At 38.6% G+C, this 19391-nt stretch carries 9 protein-coding genes; 1 reads left to right on the top strand and 8 read right to left on the bottom strand.

What is annotated here, in order from left to right; translation table 11 throughout:
* Positions 1 to 61 precede the first annotated feature (61 nt).
* Complete coding sequence (locus GKD17_RS02900) at positions 62 to 1705, bottom strand: fumarate hydratase (protein ID WP_007840635.1); 1644 nt, start codon at positions 1703 to 1705, stop codon at positions 62 to 64.
* Positions 1706 to 1844: 139 nt separating this feature from the next.
* Here GKD17_RS02900 and GKD17_RS02895 point away from each other — a divergent pair, with 139 nt between their 5' ends.
* Positions 1845 to 3752, top strand: a complete 1908-nt coding sequence (locus GKD17_RS02895; RefSeq protein ID WP_007836390.1) for a CocE/NonD family hydrolase — start codon at positions 1845 to 1847, stop codon at positions 3750 to 3752.
* 143 nt (positions 3753 to 3895) lie between these two features.
* Here the strand turns inward: GKD17_RS02895 and GKD17_RS02890 are convergent, their stop codons facing one another.
* The 7 genes from GKD17_RS02890 to GKD17_RS02860 form a co-directional block, all read right to left on the bottom strand.
* Positions 3896 to 5881, bottom strand: a complete 1986-nt coding sequence (locus GKD17_RS02890; RefSeq protein ID WP_007836397.1) for a DUF4954 family protein — start codon at positions 5879 to 5881, stop codon at positions 3896 to 3898.
* Between the two features lie 13 nt (positions 5882 to 5894).
* Entirely contained in the window at positions 5895 to 7148 is a 1254-nt protein-coding gene (gene hflX / locus GKD17_RS02885) for a GTPase HflX (RefSeq protein WP_007836398.1), read from the bottom strand.
* Positions 7149 to 7239: 91 nt separating this feature from the next.
* Entirely contained in the window at positions 7240 to 8826 is a 1587-nt protein-coding gene (locus tag GKD17_RS02880; RefSeq protein ID WP_007836399.1) for a RagB/SusD family nutrient uptake outer membrane protein, read from the bottom strand.
* A gap of 23 nt (positions 8827 to 8849) precedes the next feature.
* On the bottom strand, positions 8850 to 11801 hold the full coding sequence (locus tag GKD17_RS02875) for a SusC/RagA family TonB-linked outer membrane protein (RefSeq protein WP_007836400.1): 2952 nt from the start codon (positions 11799 to 11801) through the stop codon (positions 8850 to 8852).
* Positions 11802 to 12839: 1038 nt separating this feature from the next.
* Positions 12840 to 13628 (bottom strand): hypothetical protein, encoded by a 789-nt coding sequence (locus GKD17_RS02870; RefSeq protein WP_007836405.1) that lies wholly within the window; start codon positions 13626 to 13628, stop codon positions 12840 to 12842.
* 24 nt (positions 13629 to 13652) lie between these two features.
* Entirely contained in the window at positions 13653 to 15194 is a 1542-nt protein-coding gene (locus GKD17_RS02865) for a RagB/SusD family nutrient uptake outer membrane protein (protein WP_007836406.1), read from the bottom strand.
* A gap of 24 nt (positions 15195 to 15218) precedes the next feature.
* Positions 15219 to 18158 (bottom strand): SusC/RagA family TonB-linked outer membrane protein, encoded by a 2940-nt coding sequence (locus GKD17_RS02860; RefSeq protein ID WP_007836407.1) that lies wholly within the window; start codon positions 18156 to 18158, stop codon positions 15219 to 15221.
* Positions 18159 to 19391 lie beyond the last annotated feature (1233 nt).

The following is a 19391-nucleotide window of genomic DNA, read 5'->3' as shown; positions in this document are numbered from 1 at the left end:
GAACAGCCCCCTCTCCTTTAAAGGGAGGAAGGCTGTATTAGTATTATTACGAAATAATTAATTATTTACAATTTCCAAGGCAACGCGGCTTCAACTGCTTGAAGAAGTCATTACCTTTATCGTCCACTAAAATGAATGCCGGAAAATCTTCCACTTCTATTTTCCAAATAGCTTCCATACCCAATTCCGGATATTCCACACACTCAATGCTCTTGATATTATTCTGAGCAAGGATAGCAGCTGGACCACCAATAGAGCCCAGATAGAAACCGCCATACTTCTTACAAGCATCCGTTACCTGCTGGCTACGATTACCTTTTGCCAACATTATCATGCTACCACCATGTGACTGGAACAAATCCACATACGGATCCATACGTCCTGCCGTAGTGGGCCCCATAGAACCACAAGCCATACCTTCCGGAGTTTTTGCCGGACCGGCGTAATAGATAGGATGATCTTTGATATACTGCGGCAAATCTTCGCCACGATCCAAACGTTCTTTCAATTTAGCATGAGCAATATCGCGACCTACAATAATAGTTCCGTTCAATGACAGACGGGTAGCTACCGGATATTTGGTCAATTCTTTCAGAATATCCGCCATAGGTTGGTTCAGGTCAATCTTAACCACATCTCCTTCACCTGCTTCACGAAGTGCTGCCGGAATCAGTTCACCCGGTTTATCATCCATCTTTTCAATCCAGATACCGTCTTTATTGATCTTACATTTTATATTACGGTCAGCAGAACAGGAAACACCCAGACCTATAGGACAAGAAGCACCGTGACGGGGCAAGCGGATGATGCGGACATCGTGAGCCATATACTTACCGCCGAACTGTGCACCCAAACCAATCTTATAAGCTTCTTCCAATACTTGTTTTTCCAGTTCCACATCGCGGAAAGCACGCCCGTATTCATTACCGGTAGTAGGCAGCTCGTCGTAATAGTGAGTGGAAGCTAACTTAACAGTCAGCAAGTTCTTCTCTGCTGATGTACCACCGATTACAAATGCAATATGATAAGGGGGACAAGCGGCCGTACCCAAAGTCTTCATTTTCTCAACGAGGAAAGGAACCAATGTAGCCGGATTCAATACAGCTTTCGTTTCCTGATATAAATAGGTTTTGTTCGCCGAACCACCCCCTTTAGTCACACAAAGGAACTTGTATTCCATACCCTCAGTAGCTTCCAAATCAATTTGTGCAGGCAGGTTGCATTTGGTGTTCACCTCATCGTACATAGTCAAAGGAGCATTCTGAGAATAACGAAGATTTTCTTCCGTATAAGTCTTATAAACTCCCAAGGAAAGGGCTTCTTCATCACAATAGCCGGTCCATACCTGCTGACCTTTCTCACCATGGATAATAGCAGTACCCGTATCTTGACAAAGAGGTAATTTACCTTTAGCTGAAACTTCTGCATTACGCAAGAAAGTCAATGCTACATATTTATCGTTATCACTGGCTTCGGGATCACTCAGAATCTTAGCAACCTGTTCATTGTGTGAACGGCGAAGCAAAAAAGAAACATCACGGAAAGCAGCGTTAGCCATAGCAGTCAGACCTTCTTTTTCAATTTTCAAGATAGGTTTTCCTTCAAACTCACTTACTGACACATAATCTTTAGTCAGCAAATAATACTCGGTTTTATCAGGTCCCAACGGGAACATGTGCTGATAGTGGAACGGAGGTGTTGCCATATTGATACTTATTTTTAGTTAAAAGTTATTAGTGTGACAAAGGTAGTAACTATTATCGAAATTTTTCCTTAATTAGCGTGAAAACTTTCAAGGAATGTCCTTACCTTTGCCAACTCATTAAAATAACATCGCATTATACATGAAAAAATTAGGCAAATTATTATTTATTACTTCATTACTGTTATGCTTTCTCATCCCTCGAGGATGGACACAAACCCAAGCAAAAAACCAACCGGACAGTATCGAACTCAAACTGAAGGAAATCTACACGAAACGGGAAGTCATGATTCCCATGCGTGACGGAATCAAGCTTTACACCGCTGTCTACGAACCGAAAGACAACAGCAGGCAGCATCCTATCCTGATGCACCGCAGCCCTTACTCTTGTTCCCCATACGGAGAAGGATTTGACCGTCATTTCAGGACTAATCTGAAAAACTATATAGAGCACCGATATATTATCGTCTTCCAAGATGTACGTGGACGGCATAAGAGTGAAGGGATATTTATCCAAGTACGCCCTCTCAACAAAAACAAAAAGGGTAAGAAAGATAAAAAGAATATAGACGAAGCTACGGACACATACGATACCATAGAATGGTTGATTCACAACACATATAATAACGGAAATGTAGGAACATGGGGAATCAGTTATGATGGTTTCTATGCCACTATGACAGCTTCCTCCAATCATCCGGCTTTGAAAGCTGTTTCTCCGCAAGCTCCCGTCACCGACTGGTTCCGTGGAGATGACCGTCATCACAACGGAGCCTTCACCCTGCTGCAAACCACTAATTTCCTTCCCAGACTGGAAGGACGCCACATAGGGAAAGGAGTGATGAACCAAATTGTAAAGAATGATGTTTACACAGATTTTCTGACACTCGGTACCTTTAAGAACGTGGACGACTTGGTACGTGATACTACACAGACATTGTGGAATGATATCAAAAACCACCCTGATTTCGATGATTTCTGGAAAGAGCGCGACGCACGTACCTCCTGTTATAACTTGAAGCCCGCCATATTGGTGGTAGGTGGACTGTATGACTCCGAAGACTGTTACGGAGCTTGGAATCTTTATAAAGCCATCAAAGAGCAATCACCGGATACAGATTTATATCTGACATTCGGTCCTTGGTGGCATGGAGCCTGGACAGTACGCGGGTTCCAAGGTTTCGGTAATCTGTATTTCGGCAAAAGCACTTCGGCTTATTACATGGACAATATAGAATATCCTTTTTTCCGATATTTCCTGGAAGGAAAGGGAGAAAAGCCCAAACATAAAGTAAATATATTCCATACAGGTGAAAACGAATGGAAAACATACGACGAATGGCCTGTACAAAAAACTACTGGCATACCTTATTATATACATAAAAACGGATCAGTATCCACACAAGCACCGGCAGAACAAGAGTCTTATTCAGAATATATTTCAGATATGTCACGTCCGGTACCCTATACGGCAAACCCTACCACTTACCGGACAAAAGAATTCATGGTAGATGACCAACGCTTTGCCACTTCACGTCCCGATGTCATTACTTTCATGACGGAGCCGCTATGTGATACATTGACACTGGCCGGCCCTATAGAAGTGGAATTAATGACTGCCATTAGTAGTACTGACGCTGATTTTATGGTGAAAGTAATTGATGTATATCCTGAAAAATTTGAATATTCCAAAACTGCACGCAATTATTTAAAGAGTGGCTATCCAATGAGTGGGTACCAGCTGATGATTCGTGGCGAATTGTTCAGAGGACGCTTCCGTAAGGGATTCGACAATCCCCTGCCTTTCAAACCGGAAGAAATAACTCCGGTTAATTACACACTGTATGATGTGGCACACACATTCCTACCGGGACACAGACTGATGATTCAAATTCAAAGCTCTTGGTTCCCCATTATTGACCGCAATCCACAAAAATTTATTGATACCTATCATTGTACGGTAGAAGATTTTGTGATGAAACAAAAAATCAAAATTTATCATCAGCAAGGAGCTGCAAGCAGAGTTATACTACCTGTGGTAAAAAAATAAAAAAGGGAGTGTCCAAGCTCAAATGTCATCCAATAGCAAGAGCCGTATAACTACTCCAGCGTTCATACGGCTCTTTTATATATAACTACCATCTGTAACTTTTCCGAATGTTCATCTTAGTTTGAATACTCTCATCAAAAATATCATATAGAAGCAATCCGTTCTATCAACTCGTTACCTAACGCTGTTTTCGCTTCAATATGCTGCAACACCGCTGTCACAAACGGATTACTTTCAAATACCCCACGCACTTGTTCAAAATCCTGCTCCATTTCTTCACGTGATCCATCTGCACCGAACCCCGTCATAGCAGACAAAGAAAATTCCTTTTTCGCATCGGCATAGACCATTTTATCCAATCCGACAACAGCCTCCTGCCACTTCTTCACGATAGCAATAACATCCTTTGCCGTTATTTCATCGGAACGCAGATTATAAAACTCAAGCATCTTCTCGTACGCCCATGTCCACTCGTATGTATAATAATTACGATGCATCTCAACAAAACGGTCATGAATCTGATCCACATTAGTCAGAATTCCAGATTCTATATCTGCCATCAACTTCTCTATCTCACTTTTAGGAGCGATCAATCCGGAAATATCCACCCATTCTCCTGTCCCTATCTCTGTATCAGGAATCAACCGGGCACGGATTTCCTCATCACTGTTAAAACGAACTTCTTCCAAACGCTTGATTAATGAATTACCCAAAAATTTATGAATAGCCGTTTCATAAAAACGAATGCCATTATTTAAAGAAGAATTCTTAATTTTCGCACTTTGGTAAGAGTAAGTTTCTGAGGTTTCTCCGGATACTTTACGTAATTCCTTCAGAATACTACGCCCTTTCATCATTTTCTGAATAGTATAAGGACTCAACAGGTTATAATTAATTTGATCCAAACGGTTCGGATCTTTACGTTTGTCACGTTTAGGCCACTTTTGAGCATCTCGAATCGTACCTACACTCCGCAAATTTACCCCCGGCACCAAATAAGTGGTATTTTGCTGCTCTATCAGATAAGAAAAAGGCAGATTAGAAGTATCGGCATGATTCACATGACGCCCCATAACCAAAGAAAATGCACCTACACGTGCGGGCCATAAAATATAAGAATCGGAAGTAGTCTTCGCCCCACGCTCCATAGCTCCCTGATGAATCGGACCTAACTTATACATATGGTTGCTTTGATTAGAGCCGGAACCCGCATTCATAAAAGAGAACATTCCGGCAATCAGCAAAGTAGACTTATGATGAGTCACCGTAAAGGGTCCGGCAAAAATGGCACATGCCTCACCGTTCTCTTCTTGACAATTACTAAAAAACAAAGAATCAGATGCAGAATAGTTATGTCCCAAATGACATGCCTGGCTGATAAAGCAACGGGTCAACATAGTTCCATCTTCCACATTGGAACCGCTTGATATAATAAAATCATCGCATACCACTCCATAGCCGATATGAATAGGCGCCTGCTCATTACTGTTCAAGCTGCCGTTTTTCAATCGTCCCGCCCCTTCTATCTTACAATAATCACCTATTCGTACATTCTTTATATATCCCGCATCAACAATAGTAACATGCTGGCCAATAGTACCTGTATCCGAAGCATTCTCTTCAGCATACTGGTCAATAATGGCTTTCATCCGACAAATCAATTCAGGACGATGACGATACAATGCCAAAATATAGGCCTGATGCGCTGACAGACGATCATGAATAGGCACTTCACGTCCACCCGTTTCATTCAATACAGCTACTTCAACGCCATTTCCAAACTTGCTCCAGCCATCTACCAGAATAATATCTACATTCTCTATAAATGCATAATCCCCAATTATATAGTTGGCTATATAGTTTTTTATATTCTCAATACAACAATTATCGCCCACCGTTACATTATGCAAAGTCGCATGATACAATCCGGAATGTTTACGCATGCCACCCGCCAACATAAACTCGTCTTCAAAAACTCCCAATCTGACCCTTCCAGAAAAACGGGTATGACAAATATAGTCCGTCTTAAAGTTCTCTACTACTTCAATTTCAGCCCAATCAACCGCAGTGCATGATCTCTCTTTTAATTGTTGTATTTCTTCTTGTGTAAGTGAACGATAAGTTTTCATTTTCTATATGTATTTATTCTTCATCATAGGTTTGATAAAGAAAATCGTTATAAGGATACTTCTGTACGTGTAGCTCGCGTACCTTATTATATATAATAGTCTTCAATTCATCCATATTTATTTTCTCTCTAGCAGAAATGAAGATACAATTATCATTCAATTTCGCCATCCATGTCTTCATCAGTTCTTCCAATGTAATATTTTCCCTGGTTTTAGGAGTCAAATCATCCTCTGCTTTCTCTACATAGGTATAAGCATCTACCTTGTTAAAAACAATCATGGTAGGCTTTCCACCTGCCTCCAAATCAGCAATCGTTTTATCAACCACAGAAATTTGTTCCTCAAAATCCGGATGAGAAATATCCACCACATGAATCAGCAGATCCGCTTCACGTACTTCGTCCAAAGTTGATTTAAAGGAATCAACCAAATCCGTTGGTAATTTACGGATAAATCCTACGGTATCTGTAAGCAGAAATGGCAGATTCTCAATAATCACTTTGCGTACTGTGGTGTCCAATGTTGCAAAAAGTTTATTTTCAGCAAAGACCTCGCTTTTTGAAAGCAAATTCATTAAAGTAGATTTTCCCACATTAGTATACCCTACCAAAGCTACACGTATCATACGTCCGCGGTTTTTACGTTGAGTGGACTTCTGTTTATCAATTTCAGCCAACCGCTCTTTCAACAATGACATACGATTCAAAATAATACGACGGTCCATTTCCAACTGAGTTTCACCCGGACCACGTAATCCCACAGAGCCTTTACCTCCACCGGCACCAGATCCACCTCCCTGACGTTCCAAGTGAGTCCATAAACGTTGCAGACGAGGCAACATATACTTGTATTGGGCCAATTCCACTTGTGTTTTAGCATTTGCTGTTTGAGCCCGCATGGCAAAAATATCCAGAATCAGCGAAGTACGATCCAAGATCTTCACTCTCAGTTCAGCTTCTATATTACGTATCTGTTTAGCAGAAAGTTCATCATCAAAAATCACCATTCCGACTTCACGCTCATTTTCCTCTTCCTGATGAATATATTCCTTGATTTCTTCCAGCTTTCCTTTACCGACATAAGTCACGGAATTGGCAGCAGGCAGTTTCTGAGTAAACCTTTTCACCACTGTTGCCCCAGCCGTTTCGGCCAAGAACTCCAACTCATCCAAATACTCCTTGGTCTTACGCTCATCTTGTGTCTGAGTAATCAAACCAACTAAAATGGCAGTTTCAACCTGTGCTTCAGAAATTACAAATTCTTTCATTTATCTATCAATCTAAATAAGTTCGCGACAAATATAACAAAAAAAGAGGATGAACGTTGAACGTCATCCTCTTTTTTATTACAGTTATTCCCTATAGTTGTGGTTGTGGAGCCGCCGGATTGTTATCAGTATCACTGATTCCGGAATTGGTTTCCATTTCACATTGCGGAATCCGGTAGATCAGGATTTGTGCTTCTGCAGCTGAATTATATTGTACAGACGGGTCATAATTCGTATTCTTACGAATCACCGGCTTTTTCAAGCGCAGGATATCGAACAGTGAGAAACCTTCTCCCCAAAGCTCCATACGACGCTGCAACCAAACCTCATCCTGAAAATCCTGTGCCGAATTAGCTTTACTTGTAAAGGAAGGGTCCCGATATGTTCGTACAAAATTTTCCAATGTACTCTTTCCGCCACTCAAATTACCACCCATGGCTTCTGCCTCAGCTTTTATCAGATACATTTCTTCAACACGCATCAAAGGCCAGTCTGATGCATTGGTTGTGTTACCAAATATACTTTGATAAGCTCCGAACTTTGTATTTACATACGGAGTCAAACCAAAATATTCAACGATGGAAGTACCCTCAATCTGTTCATTATCAATCAATGAAGATTTATTATCCGGAGACAAAAACCATTGTTTACGAATATCTGTTTCGGGTATTAAATCATATAATGCAGAGTTCACCTTTCTATATCCATCGGGCACTCCTGAAGTATAACCGTTTCCGGTAAAAGAACACAAGTGCGAAGGCCAGTTGATAATACCAGTCTGGACAACATCATTATCAGGCGTAATCATCACTCCCCATAACCATGAACTTGCCGATGCCGAATTAAAGGTAGGAGTAGACACCTGAGCTAAAGTCTGAGGTGTACCGCCAGCGATGGCACGTTCTGCATCTTTAGCTGCATCCGCCCATTTTTGCATTAACAGATTAGCACGAGCACGCAATCCGTAAACTACCGTCTCATCAATCTGATCTTTGTTTGAGCCATTATCATACCCGGCCAATAAATCAGCAGCCGTATTCAGGTCACTCATAATTTGGTCATACACCTGCTGTACAGTTGCACGCGGATTATTCTGCATATCTTCATCAGTCATTGTTTCTGTAACAATAGGTACTGCCAGACTATTTTCATGACCTGCATAAGTAAACTGATAGATTTGAACCAAGTTCAGATAGTCATAAGCACGAGCAGCTAAAGCTTGCCCACGATAAACCTTCAAAGAAGAATCTTCCGTATCTGCCGCTATCAATTTCAGTACATTGTTTGCAGCTTTCAAGTGATTATAGAACGTTTTCCAAATCAATTCATCGCTTGAACTATCGTATACTCTGTCACTATAATTCTGAGATGTATTAAACCAATTATATCCATTAACCAATGCAACCAAGTCCTGCCCTCCTGATTCCAATATCATAGATACCGCAGGAATACCATAATCATTATGATAAGTAGTGGCATCATCTGAAATCGTACCAAAAGTATTTAATTTGGCTGCCATAGCATTCACTTCAGCAGTTATCAAATTAGGTCTGCCATTGATTATATCTTCTTTCTGTTCTTCAGATATGTAATCTCCTTCAGGGAATTTATCCAAATCGCAAGATGCCATTAATAAAGCGACACTTGCAAATGCTATATATTTATTTGACAATTTCATATTCTTAAAAATAGGTTGCTAAATTAGAAATTTAAAGATATACCTCCGGAAATTGTGCGGATAGGTGAATACACATTGTCAGCAGCCACATAACCTTGACGTGGATCCAGCCCTTTGCGAGCTGTCAGCAAAGCCACATTATCTGCAACAAAGAAAACACGAACACCGTCAATCTGCATTTTACGTGTCAGACTCTTTGGCAGAGTATAACCCAATGTAATATTCTGCAAACTTAAATAGTCCGAACTAGTCAAGAAACGATCTGTTAATCTGTTCGTATATTGGTCATTAATATTCATACGAGGAACATCCGTATTTTTATTTTCAGGAGTCCATGCTTTTAACATATCTTTATGCAAAGCACTACCTGTAGCTGCTACGTCCATTAATCCTTGGTAAGTATAGTCCAAAATACGTCCACCAAGCTGATATGCAAACGAAACAGAGAGATCAAAGCCATAGGCTGTGACACTTGTTCCAAAACCACCATAAACTTTAGGTAGAATATCACCTGATGCGAATCTGTTTTCAGAAGCGACAGAATAAGATTTTGTAACTGTATTACCATTCTCATCCGGAGTCACCAGCGCCCACAGACTCTCTCCTGTCTCAGAATCCACACCTACATATTTAGGTAAATAAAGCTGGTACATAGACTCGTCTTCACGATAAATCCGACCACCATCAATCAATTGTCCATTCAGTTCAGGAGATAATTCCAAGACTTTATTCTTAAAATGTGTAAGATTAAAGTTTATATTCCAGGAAAAGTTCTTGTTTTCAATTATATTGGAATACAAATCCAATTCAACCCCACGGTTTACCATTGAACCCACATTCTCGGGATAGCGGGAATAACCCATTGAAGCTGCTACCGGTTTGAAATAAAGCATATCAGTTGTTTTACGTGAGAAGTACTCAACAGAACCACCTAACTTACCACCCCAAAAAGCAAAATCAAATCCAGTATTAAAGCTATGTGAAGTTTCCCAAGTAATATCCTTATTACCTTTATAATATAAAGAAGTTGAAAAATCACCATTACTGTTTGCCAATGTATACTGGTCTTGATACGGATAGTAGTTACGGTACAAACCACCTTGGAACATCAAGTTATCATTACCTTGCAAACCATAGCTAATTTTAAATTTCAACATATCAATCCAAGACTGGTTTTCCAAGAATCTCTCTTTGCTCAATAACCATCCTGCTCCTACAGACCAGAAGTTACCCCAACGATTATCCGGGTGAAAGCAAGAAGAAGCATCACGACGGAAAGAAGCTGAAACAAAATACCGTCCATCATAGTCATATTGCGCACGGAACAACCATCCTTCTGTTGCATAATTACGAGAATATGAATTATTGCTCTGGTTCATAATACCATTGCCTAATTCAGGAACATTCGGATCGTACAATTTCTCACGTTGTCCGTACAAATATTGATATTTATAGTCATAACTTTCATGTCCGGCCAAAATATCCACATTATGAACATCATTAAATGTTTTGTTGTATGTCAACAAATACTGCTGATTTACACTAAATGTACGCTCAGTAGCTACACTGATCAAACCTCCGACTCCGCTAGTTTCGGAATACTGTCCGTAGAAGGGGTTAACCATATTTGTAGAACGCACATTATTTACATCAACACCTATATTCACTTTTGCCTTGATTCCATTCCATATATCAATATCAGCAGACCATTTTCCACTAACCACATCACCAGAATATTTCATTTTATCCAACATATAACTTGCCAACGGATTTGCATTAGGAATAGTATTACGGCTACCATTCGAATCTTGTCCTTGCTTTCCATAATCATAACGAAGGAAACCTCGATTATCTACCATAATATTGCCCTGTGCATCACGAACATACATAGGATAAATAGCTCCCATAATATTTGACGCATAAAAGATATTTGCATTTGAGGTACCACCCTCAGTATCCTGTTCACGGCTATCATAATGAGTAAATGATACATTTCCTCCCATTTTCAACCAAGGCTTCACTTGATAGTCAGCTTTCAAACGTGCAGAATAACGTTGAAAACCAGAGTTAGGAACAATTCCCTTATCATCCAAATAGCTGGCCGACATATAATAATTCATTTTTTCGGTCGCACCGCTAATACTTAAATTATACTCTTGGCGCAGGTTATTTTCAAAAATTTCATCCGACCAATTATCCGGAATATAATAATATGTACCATCAGAATAACCTAATGTCGCACTAGGATTCAATTTGCCATCCATACCGATCAGTTGCTGTCCTTGAGGAATGGAATACACCTGATATCCCAAATATGTAGAAGAAAGCATCGCTTGATTAGCGTACGCATTAGCTTTAGCCAAGTCTCCGGCTGCCGCATATCCTTTCAAATCAGCATTATAGATAGAAGAATAGTTTAATTCATAGAATGTAGCCGGATCCGTAATTGTTTCATAATTAGGTACTCCACGTTTATTTATACCCCATTTAGCATCAAAAGTAACACGGGCTTCCCCACTCTTACCACGCTTGGTAGTAATCAAAATTACACCATTGGCACCACGTGCACCATACAGAGCGTTAGAAGCAGCATCTTTCAACACTGTCATCGATTCTATATCAGAAGTGCTGATAGCAGAAATTTCACCATCATACGGAACTCCGTCTACCACATACAAAGGTTTGTTACTAGCCGATATAGATCCAATACCACGAATACGCACCTCAGCATCTTTGCCCGGCTGACCATTATTACTCGTAGTTTGCACTCCGGCTACTTGACCTGCCAAAGCATTTGTCACATTTGAAGTTTGTCTCGTCGCTATTTTTTCATTTTTTATAGTGGCAGCCGAACCTGTAAATGCAGATTTTTTCGCCGTACCATAAGCCACCACCATTACCTCTTCAAGCTGTTCTGTATCAGACTTCAATACAATATTCAAGTTTGCTTTGACTGCCACTTCTTGTGTAGCCATTCCGATAAAGGAAACTACCAAAGTCTTTGCAGAACTAACAAGACACAGAAAGTGCTTATAATCAAAAGATTAAAATTTATCGATTCTCTTTATTTACTCTGCGGGAATTACTTTAAACAAAGTTATGATAACCTTTTTTTCTACTTTTGTTCTACCTCAAAATTACTTTATACGATAAAAAAGTCTAATTGTGATAAATCTCATTATAATGATTGTATTATAATAAGATTATAATTTTTTTGCAAAAAAAATGCATGAAATAATGAAAGAGGAAATCCAAATTGGAATTTAGAAATGGGAGAGAGCAAAAAACGTCTGTTACTTTGGACGAAATACTTAGCTATCTAGGAAAAGCAGACAAAATCTGCCTAGTAGCGATTGACTAATTTCAAGTTATCGCTCAATATCCGGGAAAGAACGTTAAAGCCATTTTGAGCATCTATATATAACATTGTACAATGTCCATTTATATATTTATGTTCACAATGTCATATGACGGGAGAAATTTTTATAAGTCTTCCGGCTTTTTTATCAAAGTACTATGATTTTGGATTTACAATCTATCAGACTGAAAGAATATACAAAATTTGTTACACACCATTTCCAGAAAAACGGGAAGTACATTAATAAAAATGTTATATCTGAAATATATCAACTGTTTGACGGCATAATATGCTACATCCGGTCTATGATCGTTTTTTTGAGTTTTGGCTGAGAAGAACATTAAAAAAACTGATGGAAGATTCCGTGTGTAATCAAAATTTGACTTCCCGTCAGGAGTTACAATCAGTTCATAAGGATTGATGGTGGTTTGTTGTGTTCCTTCCAAATATGTAACTAAATATTTAACATATATGTCTTTACAAGCACATTTATATAGTAATCGAATTCGAGTTAACAGATGTTTATCAATAATTTCTAAAGACCGATTTACTATATAGATTTACCCAAGTATACATTAATTTTGTATACTTGGGTAATAATTTATTGGATAATTAAGGAGAAAGCTTCATCTTTTCCTCATATCTTAAATCTAAATTATTTAGCAGGTAGGTAAAGTATTTCTTTAAATTCACCAAAACCACCAACATTGGGTACATCATGCGACAGCTTCACAGTAATAACCCCGTCTTCCAAAGCACCTTTGCCTGAAACAAAAACTTCTCCATAGGATGCGTGCTTCCATGCCGGCTGAGATTCTACAGTGACCTCATTGGCTTCATTAACTTTGAAGACAATGTTATATCCTTTTTCATATAAGTTCATAGCTTTATACCATGATATCTGGTCTGCTTTTTGAACTTCCACTTCCCAAGTTGCAAAATCTTCTCCTTCCTCTGCCATAGCCGCAGATTTAAATGTTCCAGTTCCTAATGAAGAAAAAGTATAATCCCTATAAACAGTTATGACTTTATCCGAAGTCTGGTCTATCGTAACCATTTCCTCCGGCAAAGATATCTTGACTTTATAATTCTGTCCAGGAGTTATATCTCCAACTGTAACATGAATATTGGTCTTAAATTCCCCTGCTGCGAATGAAACCGAGGAAGGTACGGTAATGGAGGCAGGGAGTTCCTGCTCTTTATCACCGACAACTAATGTTGCTGATAAATTAATTGTAGTAGCTTCCGAAGATTTCGCGCGTAAGACTTCTACATCAAAACCCTCATATCCTGTGGAAGGAAAGGAAACCGATTGTGTGCCTGTGGCGAATGTCACCCCCATTGTTGTGCTATTGTATATATCTCCTTCATTGTCGGTGTTGCACGATACAAAAAAAGTTGCAGTGGCAACAAACATGCCGATTATATATTTATTTACTTTCATAATTTACTTGCTTACAGATTAATACTATTTATGATCACCTATCGGATTCTGATCTTTGCTAGGATCCATGTTCGGATTACCATCAAATTCCGTTTGAGGAATAGTTAATACCCATGCATACGACTCAGGATCTTCCGTATCTGTACCAGCAATTAAAGCACTGGATGGCCAGCCCATGTCTGCAGTACGTCTGAACCCTTGTTTCAGACGGCGTATATCATAGATACGTCCAAATTCTCCCCAAAGTTCAATACGGCGTTGAATTATAATTTCTTCAAGTAAAGAACCAGTTTCATCTGAGGTGAGCTTACCTAATGCCGTTCCTGTTTTTTTGCAAGTGTAATCCTCATCACGTTTTTGCATTAAACTGTTCAACATCAGTTGTGCGCCTTTGTCATCATTTAAACGACAAGATGCTTCTGCTGCGGTTAAAAACATTTCCTCAATACGCATAAAAATATAGTCACCCGTCCATTTCGCATAATCTTTAAACTTGAATTTTTCTTGTTGGTAACCATTCTTTTCATTATTCTCGTCTTGTGGATTCCACCATTTTTTGCGGACATCATTTGTGCCTAGCTTTGCATAAAGCAGTTTGTTTATCTGTTTTCGAGCACTAGCTCCATATTTCCCTTGATCCGCATCCATGTGTGTAAAGAAACCTGCATACATTCCGGACTGGTCGGCTATGATTTCGGCCGCCCACATCACATTATTGGCAGTAGCATCATTCATTCCACCGGTTACCGCAGTTCCAGTGCCGATACTACACCCACTTTTGCTTATTGCGGCATTCGCGGCATCCAAAGCGGTCTGCCAGTCTTCCATCACTAAAGCGACACGAGCCTTTATACCTGAGGCAACAGCCTCATTGATATGGCTGATATGTTTTCTTTTACCTGAGTTGCCCAGCATGGTAATTGCTTTGTCAAGATCCGAAGTGATTTGTTGATATACTTCTTCAACCGTTGCGCGCCCTTTACCTTCTGTTGCAATATCAGTCGGTTCTGTATAGAGTGGTACACAAGGTTCGCTTTCATGTCCTTTATAAGTGCGAGAAAACATTTGTGCCAGCATAAAATAACTGTAAGCACGTACAGCGTAGGCTTGTCCAAGCACATAATTCTTTTCGGTTTCACTTCCAGACATGGTTTCCTCTTCTGCCAAAATGTAATTGACATTAGAAATCCAAGTGTAATAGCCATTCCACATATCATAAGAACGCCATCCGGTAGAGGTATATCTTGATTTTACGTTGTAAACGCAATCATACCAAAACCAGCCGCTACCTTGTCCGTTCATAATGCAATCTTCACCCATAACATCTGCCACCAGATTATAAGCTGTGATACCGAAACATTGATGAGTGTTAGAGCTGTTTGAAACCCCTGCTGTATACATTGCTCGATATACACCATTCAATGATACTAATGCATTAGTTGCTGTTCCTAATAATTCGTTGCCAGAAACAGAAGATGAAGGACTGGTTTCCAAAGCATCCTCACTGCAAGCTACCACAGACATTGCAGCCATCCCGGCAAATATGTATTTAAATATTTTTTTCATACTTTCCTGTATTCTTTTAAATTGTTAGAAATTAATTTCAAAACCTACTGAATAAGTCTTGTTGGGAGCATAAGAATAGTCTGTTTCGCCCTTGAAGTTATACTGTGGGTCCATACCGTCCAAATGAGAAAATAAAGCGAGATTATCTACCGATCCGAATATGCGGACAGACTCTAGCCCGGCCTTCTTTAGCCATTGTTTGGGAATAGTGTAGCCCAAAGTGATATTTTTGATAGCAAAGTATGAAGCATCAACTAAAAAACGGTCTGAAGCTGTGTAGGAACCTCCAATTTGAATACGAGGTACATCTGTGATGTCACCAGGTTGTTGCCAACGTCTCAAAGCATGTTTGTTCCATGTATTGCCTGCATACATAACTTCCATAGAACCAGCGTATAATGAATCATAAACTTTACCTCCTATAGAATATGTACCCAATATTGACAAATCGAAATTCTTGTAAGAGAAATCGGTATTGATACTACCATATAAATCAGGTATACGGCTGCCGGAATAATATTTGCTGTTCGCAGCTTTTTGATAGTCACTGCTGATATATTCGTTAGTGATGTTGCCATTATCATCCTTATCATATACCCAATAGAGCTGCGCTCCTGTTGCAGGATCCACACCGGCAGATTTAGCCATATAATATGTATTAATAGGCATTCCCTCTTTAATACTGAAAACTCCTTTGATAATTTCAGGAGATTCCCCAGTTAGTTTCAGCACTTTATTGGTTACAGTAGAGCCCATCCAAGTTAAGTTCCATATAAAATCAGTGGTTTTGATAAGGGAACCACCTAAACTAAATTCAAACCCGGTATTACGCATAGAACCGATATTCGCATTGTATTCAGAGAATCCACTAGAAGTAGCCTTAGGGTATCCCAGCAACATATCCGTTGTTTTGCGGTTATAATATTCAGCACTAACATTCAAGCGTCCGTCAAACATACTTGCCTCAATACCGACATTTAAATTACCGCTTTTTTCCCATGAAAGTTTTTTGTTTTCCAAAGCACCGATCAGACCTCCTACTTGATTGGCATTCGGATATTCCAATGGATAGAGTCCTTGCCAAGGATAATAATCCGGTACATATCCTCCTTCAAGACTATCATATCTTAACAGATTATCATTACCTTGTTCACCATAACTGATTTTAGCTGATAAATTAGAAATCCAAGTCAAATTCTGCATAAACTTTTCTTGTGAAATTCTCCAGTTGGCACCGACAGACCAGAAAGTACCCCAACGGTTATCTTTTTGGAAGCGTGAAGAACCGTCCGTACGGATAGAGGCTGAAAAATAATATTTTTCATTAAAGTTATAATTGAATCTCCCAAAGAAGGATTCCACACGATAATCTTCCGAATACGAGTCTGCATTGTATAGATTTGTACCCGGACGCAATTCAAGAATACCATCTACTAAATTGGTTTTTCCGGCAGACAGAAATTCATATTTGTATGCATAAAATTCATGACCAACCAAAAGATCGATGTTATGAAAGTTAAAAGAACGCCCCCATGTCAGTAACTGGTTAAAAGTATAAGATTGGGTTCTTCTGTTATATTTCATCAACAAACCGCCGGCAGCTGCCTGATTACCATGGTGCATATTCATATATGATTTTTGAGATTTGTTCCGGTAGTCCAGACCAAAGTTTAAAGTCAGCTTAATACCTTTAGCCCATCCGGCATCTTCCGAATCTGAGCCGAATGCCAAAAATGTGCGCAAACCGGCTACATCTGTTTTTATATCAGCCTTGTCATCTACCAAACCGCCTACGGGATTGAAATCACTATACTGTGGGCGTTGTACACTACCGTCACCGTAGTCCAGTTGGCGATTTCCATCGGCATCTAATACATCTTTACCATCTTCTCCCTTTATATACACCGGGTAAATCGGAGCCATAAATTGTGCAGAGTACCACACATTTGAATTAGATGAACCTTCGTAATCACTGAAATTTTGTGTGGAATTGGAAAGTGACACATTCAATCCAGTCTTCATCCATTTATTCACTTCTGTGTTTATGTTTGCACGGGCATTATAACGTTGGAAACCGGTATTAATCAAGATGCCATCTTCATTTAAATATCCCAAAGAGAACATATATTTGGTCTTTTCTGTACCTCCATTAACAGACAACTGGTGTTCATGACGAAATGCATTGTCTCTTTGTATTGCATCCATCCAAGATTCATTCCATGCGGATGTAGCATCACCCTGCACTCTACCTGTTGCAGGATCTATAATTGTTCCCCATGTGTAATTTTTAAATGGATTATATTGTTCTCCACCTAAAACGCCACCTAAATCTGCTGATGCTTGTCTACCGGCAGCTTCCCAGTTATATCCATTGTCAAAGATATATCCGTTGCGTAAACCTTCATACGTTAACTGTACAAATTCTTTTTGGTCAACCATGTCATAGGCTTTCAAGGAACGTGAAGACCAACCTGCCGTAGAACGCCAAGATACCTTAGTCTTGCCTTCTTTTCCTTGTTTGGTAGTAATCATAATTACACCATTTGCACCACGGGCTCCATAAAGGGCTCCGGCTGAAGCATCTTTTAAAACTGTCATGCTTTCAATATCGGCAGGATTGATAGAACTCATATCTCCACTAAAAGGTATTCCATCAACTACATACAAAGGATCTTGTGAGGCATTGATGGAACCGTAACCGCGAATCACGATCTTGGCAGCTTCGCCAGGTTGACCTGAGCCTGAAGTTGTTAACAGACCTGTAGTCTGTCCTTCCAATCCTTTAGTAACATTACTTATAGGACGTAATTCCAGTTTCTTATTATTAATAACGGATGCTGATCCTGTAAAAGATTCCTTTTTTGCAGTACCATATGCAACAACCATCACTTCTCCAAGCACTTTAGTATCAGATTTTAAAATGATGCTAACATTCTGTTTGATAGAAACCTCTTGACTAGCCATCCCGATAAAGGAAACTACCAAAGTCTTTGCAGAACTAATCAGTTATTTAATTTATTGATAATCAGTATTTAATACACTAAAGTCTTATCTGTTTTTCTTTATTTAAGCCATTCTAAGAGTATGAAAATAATTGTTTTCTACCTTTCTTCTACTGAAAGAAATAATAGACGTATAACATTTTGTAACACTCACCGCTGCCCTGTTCATAAAATGAAACTAAATTTATTATCTTCACTGAAAAGATATCGATAGCCCCTAAATAACATAAATTTGTTCTTAAAAGAGCCCCTTATCTTTGCTTTAAAACAATCTTGGCTTTTTAATAAGGTTCATCCTGTATAAATAGAAAATATGTGCAAAAAGAGTGCTACGAAAATTTTCACTATTAATAGAAATATTCTTTTCAAGCTAATAGGAAGATTTTATATCGTACAGAGTTACACATTCCTAAATATACAAAATGATATTATAAGGTTACATGTTTTTCTAATATATGAGTTTATACAATACTAATCTATGAATAACAATTAATATTAAGTTGTATCATTATATCCATGTTCTCACTTTTTGTTTTTTACATAATATTCTAAATCTTTGTTTTACAGAACAATATGTATACAGGTGTATAAATATCTGTTTTAGTATCCTTCTCTTTTCCCGTTTCTCTACAAAAAGTGAGGTAAACGAGAGCATAATCCACATAACTTTATATTAAATCAAATGAAGACAAATATTATTAGTCAAAATGGCTTTGATTAGTTTTATTCTTGAATTCTAATTTATCCATTTTAGGTCTATTTGTTTTAAGCTATACTTGTATATTACTTAAATTACAATTTGATTCTATAATTATTACAAAATTATTAATTCTGTAATTCGTATATATATTATATAGATCTTAAGAATGTCCTACAATTTCTAAGCATTGAGCTTTAAGTAAAGTTTTTGGATGGATAGCCTATATCTTTCATTTATGTATTGAATGTATTGCCAAAGTTGATATTTCTTGGTCTTTTTATATTTTAAGGCTTCCAAAAGATTGTTTGCTCTTCGAATTACAGAAGAAAACAGGGGGCATAAAGTAAAGTGGCAAACTATTATCATCATTTTCCGATGCAAAATTTTATATATGAATATTATATGGTATACATATATGATTCTTGCAGAAATTCAAGAACTTTGGTACCTATTTTCTACCCAGTTATGCCAAGATATGAATATTGTCACATTTTA

The organism is Phocaeicola dorei (assembly GCF_013009555.1).
In the GTDB taxonomy this organism is placed as follows: domain Bacteria; phylum Bacteroidota; class Bacteroidia; order Bacteroidales; family Bacteroidaceae; genus Phocaeicola; species Phocaeicola dorei.
Note: the sequence above shows the minus strand (reverse complement) of the source record. Positions and strands in the feature narration are given on the sequence as shown.